The following is a 12,614-nucleotide window of genomic DNA, read 5'->3' as shown; positions in this document are numbered from 1 at the left end:
GGCAAAAGGCCGGCAACCAAGTTTGCGTGAATGAGGACCAATGTAATGGGTAAGAATGTCGTCGTCCTGGGCACCCAATGGGGTGATGAGGGCAAAGGCAAGATCGTCGATCTGCTGACCGAACATGCTGCCGCCGTAGTGCGCTACCAGGGTGGCCACAACGCGGGCCACACCCTGGTGATCAACGGTGAAAAAACCGTTCTGCACCTGATTCCGTCCGGCATCCTGCGTGAAGGCGTTCAGTGCCTGATCGGCAACGGCGTGGTCGTTGCTCCAGATGCCCTGATGCGTGAAATCACCAAGCTGGAAGAGAAGGGCGTACCGGTGCGTGAGCGCCTGCGCATCAGCCCGGCTGCTCCGCTGATCCTGTCGTACCACGTGGCCCTGGACCAGGCCCGCGAGAAAGCCCGTGGCGAAGCCAAGATCGGCACCACCGGCCGTGGTATCGGCCCAGCGTACGAAGACAAAGTCGCACGCCGCGGCCTGCGCGTTGGCGACCTGTTCCACCGTGAGCGTTTCGCTGCCAAGCTCGGTGAGCTGCTGGACTACCACAACTTCCAGCTGGTGAACTATTACAAAGAGCCGGCCATCGACTTCCAGCAGACCCTGGACGAGTGCATGGCCTACGCCGAGCAGCTCAAGCCGATGATGCTCGACGTCACCGCCGAACTGCATAACCTGCGTCGCGCCGGCAAGGACATCATGTTCGAAGGTGCCCAGGGCTCGCTGCTGGACATCGACCACGGTACCTACCCGTACGTCACCAGCTCCAACACCACTGCCGGCGGTATCTCCACCGGTTCCGGCGTTGGCCCGATGTACCTGGACTACATCCTGGGTATCACCAAGGCCTACACCACGCGCGTAGGTTCCGGCCCGTTCCCGACCGAACTGTTCGATGAAACCGGCGCTACCCTGGCCAAGCGTGGCCACGAGTTCGGTTCGACCACCGGCCGTGCCCGTCGTTGCGGCTGGTTCGATGCCGTCATCTTGCGTCGCGCCATCGACGTCAACAGCATCTCGGGCATCTGCCTGACCAAGCTGGACGTACTGGACGGCCTGGAAACCATCAACATTTGCGTTGGCTACAAGAACGAGAACGGTGCTGTCATCGACGCCCCTTCCGACGCCGACAGCTACATCGGTCTGGAGCCGGTGTACGAAGAGATGCCAGGTTGGAGCGAGTCGACCCTGGGTGCCAAGACCCTGGAAGCGCTGCCAGAAGCTGCTCGCGCTTACATCAAGCGTATCGAGGAGCTGGTCGGCGCGCCGATCGACATCATCTCCACCGGCCCGGACCGCAACGAGACCATCGTGCTGCGTCATCCGTTCGCCTGATCCGCTTTTACGGCTGATCTGACGCCGCGGTCCCGAAAGGGATCGCGGCGTTTTCATTTGTAGGCCTGAACCGGATCTCTGCAGTGGATGTAGGGTCCGTGGAGATCACTGTGGGAGCGGGCTTGTCCCGCGAAAAGGCCCGTGCAGGCAATCACCTTGCTAGACCTTGGCACATATCCCTGCTGTTCCCGGCATAACCCTTGCTGTAAGAAGTTTCTGTAGATGCCATCAAAATAGTGGCGCCAGAAAACACGAGGGTTACACCGTGTCTGCCATCCTCTCACTGTTACGAAGCCGCCTTTTGCGGCCTGTGTTTGTTGCCCTTGGTATCGCTCTTTTGGTGCAGGTGCTGGTTGCTGTTGCGCTGACCCGAAGCACGGTCACCGCCTTGGAGGCCGACCTGGGTGAGCGCTTGGGCAATGACAGCCGCAAGCTGGCCAACGAGCTGGAGCAAGCTGGGCAGGACGTGCGTTCGGGGCTCGATAGCCTGTCCAGCAGCACTCGTCAGCGTTTGAGCGCCGGGTTGTCGACACGCCTGCAAAACGAGCAGCAGCAACTGCGCACCACGCTGGAAAAGAACCTCAAGGATTCTGCCAACGACATGGCCGAACTGCTGGCCTCGGTCGCCCCGCGGGCTATTTGGGACAACGATGTGCCGGTGCTCTCTGACTTCGCCCGTCGCGCTCAGCGCAACCCCAACGTGCTGTTCGTGGTCTACGACGACGCCCAGGGCCAGCACCTGACCCGCTACCTCAACCGGCAAAACCCGATCAACCAGGCGTTGATGGAAAAGGGGCAGGGCGAGCGGGCGCTGGACAAGGTGATCGATGCGGCGCGCCGCGACCCGGCGGTGTATTTTGTCGAAGCGTCGATCAACCCCAATGGTGCGGAGATCGGCAAGGTGTTGATGGGGGTTTCCACGGCTGGCGTCGATCAGGAGCTCGCAGCCCTGGACCAGCGCTTTACCGCCTTGATCGCCAGTGGGGAGCAGCTGGTGGGTGACAGCCTCGGGGCCGCCGCTGCCGACAGTGGCAAGACCCTGCGCGAACGTCTGGAGACTGCCCAGAGCAGTGCCGCCGCGATGCAGGCCAATACCGCGCAGACGGTGCGTGAAGCTGCTGCCGAGCTGCGCTGGCGTATTGGTCTAGGCCTGGTGTTGGTGGGCCTTGGCGTGTTGCTGGTAGTCGCGGTGGTGCTTGGTCGACGGGTGCTCAGCAAGCTGCGCCTGTTGATCACCGCCCTGAACGACCTGGCTGCCGGTGAGGGTGACCTGACCAAACGCGTGACCCTCGACAGTCGCGACGAGATTGGTGACATGGCCTCGGCGGTCAACCGTTTCGTCGACAAGTTGCAGCCCATCGTCCGCGAGGCAGGTGAGGTGGCGCAGCGTACGGGTGTCGAGATTGGCGCCATGGCCCAGCGCAATGCCGGTGCTGACGCCGCTGCTGCGCTGCAGCGCGATGAAGTGGCTGCCAGCCTGCGTGACCTGTCGAGCATGGCCGACGAAGCCCAAGCCGAGAGCCATGCCATGCAGTCCGCCTTGCAGCAGGTGGTGGATATTCGCCAGGCTACAGATGAGAACAGCCGGACTTCGACCCAGCTCGCCGGCCTGATTGAAAGCTTGGCAGGGCAGGTGGAGACCGGCTCGCATGTGATCGAACGGCTGGCCAAGCAGAGTGAACAGATCGAGGTGGTGCTGACAGTGATCCACGGCATTGCCGAACAGACCAACCTGTTGGCATTGAATGCGGCCATCGAGGCGGCGCGTGCTGGCGAGACGGGGCGCGGCTTTGCCGTGGTGGCTGATGAAGTGCGCGCGTTGGCGAGCAAGACGCAAAGCTCGACCGGGGATATCCAGGCGCATATTGCTGCGCTGCAGAAAGGCGCTAAAGAAGCTGTGGCCACCATCAGCCAGGCAGGGCTCAAGGCCAGCGAAGGGTTGTTGGTGTTGCGCGAAAACGAGCGTCGCCAGCAGTCGGTGCAGGCGGCGGTCGAGCAAGTGCATGCAGCGATCGGGCTGGCTACCCGCGCGGCCGAACAGCAGGCGCACGGTGCGCAAGCGGTGCGCGGCCGGGTGGAGACCATCCACGCCCAGGCCGAACGCTCGGCTGAAGTGGTGATGCAGACCACGGCCAGCAGCAAGGTACTGGATGACCTGGCAGCGCAGCTGCGGGCCAGCCTGGGGCAGTTCAGGGCGTAACGCCCCCCTTTGAGGGGGCGCTCCTACAAAACTCACGCCTTGTTGAGGTACATCCGTGTGGTCAGCAGGTACACCGGCAACCCCGAAACCACGATCAGCAGTGCCGCGTAAGGCGCTGCCGCCGCGAACTCGACGTTGGCGGTGTGCGCCCAGACCTCAGTGGCCAGGGTGGTCATGCCGGTCGGGCTCAGCAGCAGTGTGGCCGTCAGCTCTTTCATGGCATCGAGGAACACCAGGGCGAAGGCTGCGGCCAGGGCCGGGAAGATGATCGGCAAGGTCACCCGGCAGAACGCTGTGAAGCTGCTCGCGCCCAGGGTGCGGGCAGCCTCTTCGAGCGTCGGCGAAGCCTTGTTCAAGGCGGTGCGTACCGGCGCCTGGGCCAGCGGCAGGAACAGCAGTGCGTAGGCCAGCAGCAACAGGGCAGTGGTCTGGTACATCGCAGGCACGTAGTGCAACGCGAAGAACACCAGTGTCAGCGCGATCACCAGGCCCGGCAGGGCATGCAGCAGGTACGGCAGGCGTTCAGCCCAGATCGCCAGGCGGCCCTTGTAGCGCACCACCAGGAAGCTGATCGGCAATGCCAGCAACACACAGAACCCTGCGCCGCCAAGCGACACCGACAACGAGGTGAGCAGCGCCTTGGAGATTTCGGCGACCGGGAACGCCGCCGACGAGCCAACACTCAGCCAGTAACCGAGCATGGCCAGCGGAATGCCGCTGCCCAGTACCGCCAGGCCCACGCAGAACAGCTGCGCCAAGGGCGCCCAGCCGCGCAAGCGCACAGGCTGTGCCCGGCGTGCCACGCCTTGGCCGATGCGTACGTGGCGGGCCTTGCCTCGCACGCGCAGTTCCAGCCACAACATGATCATGCACAGCGCCAGCAGCACGGCCGAGAGCATGGCCGCGTTGGCGTTGCTGAATTCCAGTTCGAACTGCTGGTAGATCGCCGTGGTGAAGGTTTGCAGGCCGAGGATCGACAGTGCGCCAAATTCCACCAGCATGTGCAGGGCAATCAGCAGCGCGCCGCCCAGCATCGAGGGCCACAGCAACGGCAAGGTCACCTTGATGAACACGCCCCACCGGCTGCACCCCAGCGTACGCGCCGACTCTTCAAGCGAGGTGTCGACGTTGCGCAGGGTGGCTGCCACCGGCAGGAATACCAGCGGATACTTGGACAAGGCCATGACCAGAATGGCCCCGCCGAGGCCTTCGAAGTCCGAGCTCAGCGACACCCAGGTGAAGCTGCTGACGAATGACGGCACCGCAAACGGCAGGCACAGCACCACGCCCCACAGGCGACGCCCCGCCAGGTTGCTGCGTTCGAGCAGCCAGGCCAGGGCCAGGCCGACCACCATGCACACCAGCGTCACCCCGAACATCAGCATCAGGGTGTTGCGCATCAGGCCCCAGACGAACGGGCGCCACAGCAGGTGCAGGGCTTCTCGCCAGCCTGCTTCCCAGGCTTTGAGGGCGACATACGCCAGTGGCAGCAAACTCATCGCCACCAGGAACAGCACAGGCAGCACCACCCAGATCGAGGGGCGCTTGCGGCGCGGCACGAAACGTACCGGCGCCGGCTCGGACAGGGCGGCAGTCATCAGAGCAGACCGACCTCACGTTCAAGTTCCAGGGCTTCTTCGGCATTGCCAAGGTCGGCCGGGGAGATCTTCGGTGGGCGCAGGTCTTCAAAAGGCTTCAGGCCACGGTCAGAAACCATGCCCTTGTGCAGCGGATACTCGGCGGTGGTCTGAGTGATCACACGCTGGCCTTCTTCGCTGGCCATCCAGTTGAGCAGGGCCTGAGCTTCTTTCGGGTGCTTGCTGGCCTTGACCGCAGCGGCGCCGGAGATGGTCACCAGGCCACCGGCATCGCCGTCGGCCAGGTAATACAGCTTGGAGTCCAGCTTGCCGCGCTCACGCTCCAGGGCGTACCAGTAGTAGTTGTTCACCAGCACGGCGGCGACTTCGCCTTTTTCCACAGCCTTCAGGGCGACCATGTTGTTGGTGTAGGTCTTGCCGAAAGCTTTCAGGCCGGTCAGCCACTCTTCGGCCGCATCACGCCCGTGCATCTTGAGGATGGCTACAGCCTGTTCCTGGAAGGCGCCACTGGTCGGCACGAAACCGACACGGCCATCCCATTCAGGGTCGGCGAAGTCCATGACCGATTGCGGCAGGTCTTTCTCGTCGATTTTCTTCGGGTTGAACACCACCACGCGGGTGCGCGCGGTGACGCCCATCCACGTGCCGTTGGCGGCCACGTATTCCTTGGGCAGCATGTTCAAGGTGGCGTCGTCGATTTTTGCCAGCAAGCCCAGCTCACCCAGGTTGTTCAGGGGGGGCGACTCTTCGGTATAGATGATGTCGGCCGGCGAGCGCTCGCCTTCTTCGATGATCTGGCTGGCCAGCTGGTTGCTGCTGCCCTTGCGGATATTGATATGAATGCCAGTCTTGGCCTCGTAGGCCTTGGCGATGGCCTCGCCGATTTCCTTGTGCTGGCCGTTGTACATGGTCAGTGTGACCGGGGCGTCTGCCATGGCGGCCGGGGCGCCGATCACCAGGCTCAATAGAGCGGCGGCCAGGGTGCGCTTCAGCGGTTGCGGACGGATCGTCATGCGGGTACTTCCTCGCTTACGGCTACATATTTGGAAACAATGGTAAACGAAATCGTTTCTCAAGTGGCCGTGTGACAAGAAATTCATGGGCAGACGATCGTCGGGCAGCTGAATTTTTTTGGCCGGAGGGGAGGGCGTAGCGTGTGGGGCAAAAAACGCAGGCAAGAAAAAACCCACTAGCAAGCTAGTGGGTTTTTATATGGTGCCCAGGAGAAGACTCGAACTTCCACGACCGTTAAGTCACTGATACCTGAAACCAGCGCGTCTACCAATTCCGCCACCTGGGCAAAGCTTTACATCAGCTGATGAAGGCGACTATCGTTCGCTTTCATACAGTAGTAATAGATCCTTGGTCATCTATTACTTGATAATACTTGGTGCCCAGGAGAAGACTCGAACTTCCACGACCGTTAAGTCACTGATACCTGAAACCAGCGCGTCTACCAATTCCGCCACCTGGGCACACATTTCGTCGAGGTCACATGATGCTTTACATCGCGTTTCATCTCAACTACAACGTCGTCTGTCCGTCGTTGTGGTGCGCACTATACGGACGGTCCTGAGGGCTGTAAACCCCCTGATCAAAAAAAATTTCAAAAATTTCAACTTGTTGATTCTTCAGCCCTATTACACCTTCCTCGGCTCATCGCCGGGGGGCTGTCCAAGGCTGTCATTTCCGGTTTCAATACGCCTATGCCAGAATTCCTATCTATATACCCCAAGGTGAACCCCTTCTGATGGCCGATTGGCAATCCCTCGATCCCGAGGCCGCTCGCGAAGCGGAAAAATACGACAACCCTATCCCCAGCCGTGAGCTGATCCTCCAGCGTCTTGCCGATCGTGGCGAGCCGGCCGCCCGCGAGGAGCTGGCGGCAGAATTCGGTCTGTACGAGGAAGACCAGATTGAAGCCCTGCGCCGCCGCCTGCGTGCCATGGAGCGCGACGGCCAGCTTATCTATACCCGGCGTGGCACCTATGCCCCGGTAGACAAGCTGGACCTTATCTGTGGCCGCATTTCCGGCCACCGCGACGGTTTTGGCTTCCTCATCCCTGATGACAAGAGCGACGACCTGTTCCTCAGCCCTTCGCAGATGCGCCTGGTATTCGATGGCGACCGCGCCCTGGCGCGCGTGTCCGGCACCGACCGCCGTGGCCGCCGTGAAGGTGTATTGGTAGAAGTCATCTCCCGCGCGCACGAAAGCGTGGTCGGGCGTTACTTCGAAGAGGGCGGTATCGGCTACGTGACGCCGGACAACCCGAAGATCCAGCAAGAAGTGCTGGTGACCGCCGGTCGCAATGGCGGCGCCAAGATTGGCCAGTTCGTCGAGATCAAGATCACGCACTGGCCCACCCCGCGCTTCCAGCCGCAAGGCGATGTGATCGAAGTGATCGGCAACTACATGGCGCCGGGCATGGAAATCGACGTTGCCCTGCGCAGCTATGACATTCCGCACGTCTGGCCCGATGACGTGGTCAAGGAGGCGCGCAAGTTCCGCTCCGAAGTGGAAGAGAAGGACAAGGAAAAGCGCATCGACCTGCGCCACCTGCCTTTCGTCACCATCGACGGCGAAGATGCCCGCGACTTCGACGATGCGGTGTATTGCGAGCCGCTGGGCAAGCTGCGCCTGTTCTCCGGTGGCTGGCGCCTGTACGTGGCGATTGCCGACGTTTCCAGCTACGTGCGCCTGGGTTCTGCCCTGGACGTCGAAGCCCAGCAGCGTGGCAACTCGGTGTACTTCCCCGAGCGCGTGGTGCCGATGCTCCCCGAAGAGCTGTCCAACGGCCTGTGCTCGCTGAACCCGCACGTCGATCGCCTGGCCATGGTCTGCGAAATGACCATCAACAAAGCCGGCCAGATGGTCGACTACCAGTTCTACGAAGGCGTGATCCACTCTCATGCCCGCCTGACCTACAACAAGGTCAGCAGCATGCTCGAGCATGCCCGCACCCGTGAAGGGAAGGCGCTGCGCGAGGAGTACAAGGAAGTCCTGCCGGACCTGAAGAGCCTTTATGCGCTCTACAAGGTGCTGTTGGACGCGCGTCACACCCGCGGTGCGATCGACTTCGAGACCCAAGAAACCCGCATCATCTTTGGCGATCAAAGTAAGATCGCCGAGATCCGCCCGACCGTGCGCAACGATGCCCACAAGCTGATCGAGGAATGCATGCTGGCGGCCAACGTGGCCACCGCCGAGTTCCTGCAGAAGCACGGCGTGCCGGCCCTGTACCGCGTGCACGATGGCCCGCCGCCGGAGCGCCTGGAAAAACTGCGCGCCTTCCTCGGTGAGCTGGGCTTGTCGCTGCACAAGGGCAAGGACCCGTCGCCAAAGGATTACCAGGCTCTGCTGGCGAGCATTTCCGAGCGCCCAGACTTCCACCTGATCCAGACCGTGATGCTGCGCTCGCTGAGCCAGGCGGTGTACAGCACCGACAACAACGGCCACTTCGGCCTGAATTACGAGGCTTACACCCACTTCACCTCGCCGATCCGTCGTTACCCGGACCTGCTGGTGCACCGCGCCATCCGTAGCATCATCCGCTCCAAGGTGGATACCCCGCACGTCAAGCGTGCTGGCGCCATGAGCATTCCCAAGGCGCGCATCTACCCGTACGACGAGAACACCCTCGAGCAACTCGGCGAGCAGTGCTCGATGACCGAGCGCCGTGCCGACGAGGCGACGCGCGATGTGGTCAACTGGCTCAAGTGCGAGTTCATGAAGGACCGTGTGGGCGAGACCTTCCCGGGTGTGATTACCGCGGTGACCGGTTTCGGCTTGTTCGTCGAACTGACGGACATCTACGTAGAAGGCCTGGTGCACGTCAGTGCGCTGCCGGGCGACTACTACCACTTCGACCCGGTTCATCATCGCCTGTCCGGCGAGCGTACCGGGCGCAGCTTCCGCTTGGGCGACACGATCGAAGTCAAGGTCATGCGCGTTGACCTGGACGAGCGCAAGATCGACTTCGAAGTCTCCGAGAAGACCCTCAGCGGGCCGATCGGTCGCAAGCAGCGTGGCGCCGCGGCGTCCGCAGACGGCAAGCCCGAGCAGCCGCAACCGGCCACCGAGGCGAAAGCCACGCCCAAGCCGCGCAGCCGCAAGAGCGAGGCGTCCGAGGCCTACTTCCCTAAAGATGCCGTGCAGCGCAACGCTGAAGTGCGCAAGAGCCGCGAGATGAAGAAGGCGTTGATGACCGACGCTCGCAGCAGTGCCGGCAGCAAGTCGGAGAAGGGTGGCAAGCCATCCGGCAAGCCGACCAAGCATCGCAAAGGCCCGCCGAAGTCCGGTGCGCCCCGCAAGAGCAAGAGCAAGTCATGAGTCAGCTGGAAAAGATCTACGGCGTACACGCCGTGCAGGCGTTGTTGCAGCACCACCCCAAGCGGGTCAAGCAGGTCTGGCTGTCGGAGGGGCGCAGTGAGCCGCGCCTGCAGAAGCTGCTGGAGCTGGCCGCAGAAAACCGCGTAGCGGTCGGCCAGGCCGAGCGCCGCGAGCTGGATGCCTGGGTCGAAGGTGTGCACCAGGGTGTGGTCGCCGAGGTCAGCCCGAGCCAGGTGTGGGGTGAGTTGATGCTTGAGGAGTTGCTCGAGCGCACCGAAACGCCACCGCTGATTCTGGTCCTGGACGGCGTCACCGACCCGCACAACCTCGGCGCCTGCCTGCGCACCGCCGATGCCGCCGGTGCCACGGCGGTGGTGGTGCCCAAGGACAAGTCAGCGACCCTGACGCCGGTGGTGCGCAAGGTGGCCTGCGGCGCTGCGGAAGTGATTCCGTTGGTGGCCGTGACCAACCTGGCGCGCACGCTTGAAAAGCTTCAGCAGCGTGGCCTGTGGGTGGTCGGCACGGCCGGTGAGGCCGAGCAGGAAATTTACCAGCAGGACCTGACCGGGCCGCTGGTGATGATCATGGGGGCGGAAGGCAAGGGCATGCGCCGCCTGACCCGTGAGCATTGCGATTTTCTGGTCAAGTTGCCGATGGGCGGTAGCGTCAGCAGCCTGAACGTTTCGGTGGCGACCGGCGTTTGCTTGTTCGAGGCCGTGCGCCAGCGTCAAGCCAAGCGCTGATTCATACCTGTGCGGGCCTCTTCGCGGGGCAAGCCCGCTCCCACAGGGTTCGCTGAGATCCCTGTAGGAGCGGGTTTACCCGCGAAGCGGCCAGTGCAGGCTAAAGTGTTTCGGGCTGTTCAAATAATCGCCAATTACCTTGCTTGTCCGCCCCGCCTTCTCTACAATTGCGCCCCTTGCCGAGCTGGCAGGCGCTCATGTGCCTCCCCTCCATGGCAAGACATACAGTGTCATTCACTCCTTGTCTGACCAGCGTTCTGGCAGACTACTAACCCGTAAGGAGCATTCATGCGTCATTACGAAATCATCTTTCTGGTTCACCCGGACCAGAGCGAGCAAGTCGGCGGCATGGTTGAGCGTTACACCAAGCTGATCGAAGAAGATGGTGGCAAAATCCACCGCCTGGAAGACTGGGGCCGTCGTCAACTGGCCTACGCAATCAACAATGTTCACAAGGCTCACTACGTGATGCTGAACGTTGAGTGCACCGGCAAGGCCCTGGCCGAGCTGGAAGACAACTTCCGCTACAACGATGCCGTGATCCGTAACCTGGTCATCCGTCGCGACGAAGCCGTAACCGGTCAGTCCGAGATGCTGAAGGCAGAAGAGAACCGCAGCGAGCGCCGTGAGCGTCGTGAGCGTCCTGAGCATGCTGACTCCGCCGAAGGCGATGACAGCAATGACAGCGACTCCAGCGATAACGCTGACGAGTAATCCACGGACCTTTTGAGGAGCCTATTACATGGCACGTTTCTTCCGTCGTCGTAAATTCTGCCGCTTCACTGCTGAAGACGTGAAAGAGATCGACTTCAAAGATCTCAACACCCTGAAAGCTTACGTATCCGAAACCGGCAAGATCGTTCCAAGCCGTATCACCGGTACCAAAGCTCGTTATCAGCGTCAGCTGGCTACCGCTATCAAGCGCGCCCGCTTCCTGGCCCTGCTGCCCTACACCGACAGCCACGGCCGCTGAGACCGGGTCGTCGACAAGCAGTAAGGGATAAGCATGCGAGCGTTAGCTGATTTCATCATGCGCGGTCGTGTGCAGGCCACCCTGGTGGTGGTCATCAGTGCAGTGTTACCGCTGTTGTTCTGGTTGAGTGCCGCTGCCGGAAGCCTCGTGCTTCTGCGGCGCGGGTTCAAGGATGCTTCAACGGTCATCGCGTTTGGGCTTTTGCCCGCGGTGGCCATCTGGGCCTTTGGCGACCCCAGTACCTTGCTGGTGCTGTTGGGGACGCTGGGGCTGGCCGCCTTGTTGCGTGCCGGGCATTCCTGGAGCCGGGTGTTGATGTTCAGTGTTGTGTTGGGGCTGGTTTACAGCCTCATCCTGGACACGGTACTGCGTGAAACCTTCGAAGTGTTGGCCAAGGCGCTTGTACAAGCCCTGCCACAAATCGAAGGCAAGCCGGTGATCCCCGGTGAGCTGATCGGCCCTGTGCTGGTCGCTTCAACGGCGGTGATGCTGCAGCTGTTCAGCGTGCTGGCTTTGATGCTGGCGCGTTATTGGCAGGCTGCGTTGTACAACCCTGGAGGCTTCGGTCGCGAGTTTCGCGCCCTGAAGTTGCCGCGGGTAGCCATGCTGGCTTTGGTGGCCATGATGGTGCTGGGTCCGTTCATCGGGCCGCAGTTCATCGTCCTGGCCTCTGCGTCCAGCCTGGTGCTCGTCCTGGCCGGCATCGCCTTGATGCATGGGCTGGTGGCACAGGGCCGATTGGCCGGTTTCTGGCTGGTAGGCATGTACGTGACGCTGCCGCTGATCATGCAGCTGATTTATCCGTTGCTCGTGGTTTTGGCCATTGTCGACAGCCTGATTGATTTTCGCGGTCGCAAGTCCCCTGAGGGGAATGACTCCGCGAACGGTGAAGGTTAAAAGTTAAGAGGTTTTACCAAATGGAACTGATCCTGCTGGAAAAAGTCGCTAACCTGGGCAACCTGGGCGACAAAGTAAAAGTTAAGGCTGGTTACGGCCGTAACTTCCTGCTGCCATTCGGCAAGGCCACCGTTGCCAACGCCGCCAACCTGGCTGCGTTCGAAGAGCGTCGCGCCGAGCTGGAAAAAGCAGCTGCTGACCGTAAATCGTCGGCTGAAAGCCGCGCTGCCCAACTGGCTGAGCTGGAAGTGACCATCACTGCCACCGCTGGCGACGAAGGCAAGCTGTTCGGTTCGATCGGCACCCACGACATCGCTGACGCCCTGACCGCCTCTGGCGTTGAAGTGGCCAAAGCTGAAGTTCGTCTGCCGAACGGCACCATCCGTCAGGTTGGCGAATACGACGTAGCCGTGCACCTGCACAGCGACGTTGAAGCCACCGTACGTGTGGTCGTCGTAGCTGCCTAAGCTGCGCTGACTGGCTGGCCGCACGCGGCCCAGCCGGTTAACATCGGGCACGGTCCTGTCTTTCACAG

The 12,614-nt window shown here is 61.8% G+C and carries 10 protein-coding genes, 2 tRNA genes and 1 pseudogene; 9 read left to right on the top strand and 4 right to left on the bottom strand.

Annotated elements, in window-relative coordinates; translation table 11 throughout:
* The first annotated feature begins 45 nt into the window (after positions 1–45).
* The 3 genes and pseudogenes from HU764_RS23215 (at position 46) to HU764_RS28200 (ending at position 3,538) form a co-directional block, all read left to right on the top strand.
* On the top strand, positions 46–1,338 hold the full coding sequence (locus tag HU764_RS23215) for an adenylosuccinate synthase (protein WP_027592535.1): 1,293 nt from the start codon (positions 46–48) through the stop codon (positions 1,336–1,338).
* A gap of 601 nt (positions 1,339–1,939) precedes the next feature.
* Positions 1,940–2,632: pseudogene (locus tag HU764_RS28205) on the top strand (methyl-accepting chemotaxis protein); the annotation flags it as partial.
* Positions 2,633–2,653: 21 nt separating this feature from the next.
* The gene (locus HU764_RS28200; RefSeq protein WP_412765959.1) at positions 2,654–3,538 is read left to right on the top strand and encodes a methyl-accepting chemotaxis protein; all 885 of its coding nucleotides are present in this window, start codon (positions 2,654–2,656) and stop codon (positions 3,536–3,538) included.
* A 32-nt stretch (positions 3,539–3,570) separates the two neighbouring features.
* On the opposite strand, the gene HU764_RS23205 is transcribed toward HU764_RS28200, so the two are convergent.
* The 4 genes from HU764_RS23205 to HU764_RS23190 form a co-directional block, all read right to left on the bottom strand.
* Complete coding sequence (locus HU764_RS23205; protein ID WP_027592537.1) at positions 3,571–5,136, bottom strand: ABC transporter permease; 1,566 nt, start codon at positions 5,134–5,136, stop codon at positions 3,571–3,573.
* A complete protein-coding gene (locus tag HU764_RS23200; RefSeq protein ID WP_186702391.1) occupies positions 5,136–6,149 on the bottom strand; it encodes an extracellular solute-binding protein in 1,014 nt (337 codons plus the stop codon). The genes HU764_RS23205 and HU764_RS23200 overlap by 1 nt, the downstream gene beginning before the upstream one ends.
* Positions 6,150–6,349: 200 nt before the next feature.
* Positions 6,350–6,436: transfer RNA gene (locus HU764_RS23195), tRNA-Leu, on the bottom strand.
* Between the two features lie 88 nt (positions 6,437–6,524).
* A tRNA-Leu gene (locus HU764_RS23190) sits at positions 6,525–6,611 on the bottom strand.
* A 275-nt stretch (positions 6,612–6,886) separates the two neighbouring features.
* Between HU764_RS23190 and rnr the strand changes: the two genes are divergently transcribed.
* From rnr to rplI, 6 genes are all read left to right on the top strand, one after another.
* Complete coding sequence (rnr, locus tag HU764_RS23185) at positions 6,887–9,466, top strand: ribonuclease R (protein ID WP_186702390.1); 2,580 nt, start codon at positions 6,887–6,889, stop codon at positions 9,464–9,466.
* On the top strand, positions 9,463–10,209 hold the full coding sequence (rlmB, locus tag HU764_RS23180) for a 23S rRNA (guanosine(2251)-2'-O)-methyltransferase RlmB (protein WP_027592540.1): 747 nt from the start codon (positions 9,463–9,465) through the stop codon (positions 10,207–10,209). The genes rnr and rlmB overlap by 4 nt, the downstream gene beginning before the upstream one ends.
* A gap of 288 nt (positions 10,210–10,497) precedes the next feature.
* Positions 10,498–10,923 carry a 30S ribosomal protein S6 gene (gene rpsF / locus HU764_RS23175; protein ID WP_003249557.1) on the top strand — a complete coding sequence of 142 codons (426 nt, stop codon included), beginning with the start codon at positions 10,498–10,500 and terminating at the stop codon, positions 10,921–10,923.
* Positions 10,924–10,951: 28 nt separating this feature from the next.
* Positions 10,952–11,182 carry a 30S ribosomal protein S18 gene (rpsR, locus tag HU764_RS23170; RefSeq protein WP_003249563.1) on the top strand — a complete coding sequence of 77 codons (231 nt, stop codon included), beginning with the start codon at positions 10,952–10,954 and terminating at the stop codon, positions 11,180–11,182.
* 33 nt (positions 11,183–11,215) lie between these two features.
* Entirely contained in the window at positions 11,216–12,079 is an 864-nt protein-coding gene (locus HU764_RS23165; RefSeq protein WP_027592541.1) for a hypothetical protein, read from the top strand.
* 20 nt (positions 12,080–12,099) lie between these two features.
* A complete protein-coding gene (gene rplI / locus HU764_RS23160; RefSeq protein WP_012316464.1) occupies positions 12,100–12,546 on the top strand; it encodes a 50S ribosomal protein L9 in 447 nt (148 codons plus the stop codon).
* Positions 12,547–12,614: the final 68 nt, after the last annotated feature.

The sequence above is a fragment of the Pseudomonas kermanshahensis genome (assembly GCF_014269205.2).
Classification (GTDB): domain Bacteria; phylum Pseudomonadota; class Gammaproteobacteria; order Pseudomonadales; family Pseudomonadaceae; genus Aquipseudomonas; species Aquipseudomonas kermanshahensis.
This window is presented reverse-complemented; position numbering and strand designations above follow the sequence as displayed.

Coding starts and splice junctions, on each gene's coding strand:
- HU764_RS23215 (WP_027592535.1), top strand. CDS start 46: ATGGGTAAGAATGTCGTCGTCCTGGGCACCCAATGGGGTGATGAGGGC.
- HU764_RS28200 (WP_412765959.1), top strand. CDS start 2,654: ATGGCCTCGGCGGTCAACCGTTTCGTCGACAAGTTGCAGCCCATCGTC.
- HU764_RS23205 (WP_027592537.1), bottom strand. CDS start 5,136: ATGACTGCCGCCCTGTCCGAGCCGGCGCCGGTACGTTTCGTGCCGCGC.
- HU764_RS23200 (WP_186702391.1), bottom strand. CDS start 6,149: ATGACGATCCGTCCGCAACCGCTGAAGCGCACCCTGGCCGCCGCTCTA.
- rnr (WP_186702390.1), top strand. CDS start 6,887: ATGGCCGATTGGCAATCCCTCGATCCCGAGGCCGCTCGCGAAGCGGAA.
- rlmB (WP_027592540.1), top strand. CDS start 9,463: ATGAGTCAGCTGGAAAAGATCTACGGCGTACACGCCGTGCAGGCGTTG.
- rpsF (WP_003249557.1), top strand. CDS start 10,498: ATGCGTCATTACGAAATCATCTTTCTGGTTCACCCGGACCAGAGCGAG.
- rpsR (WP_003249563.1), top strand. CDS start 10,952: ATGGCACGTTTCTTCCGTCGTCGTAAATTCTGCCGCTTCACTGCTGAA.
- HU764_RS23165 (WP_027592541.1), top strand. CDS start 11,216: ATGCGAGCGTTAGCTGATTTCATCATGCGCGGTCGTGTGCAGGCCACC.
- rplI (WP_012316464.1), top strand. CDS start 12,100: ATGGAACTGATCCTGCTGGAAAAAGTCGCTAACCTGGGCAACCTGGGC.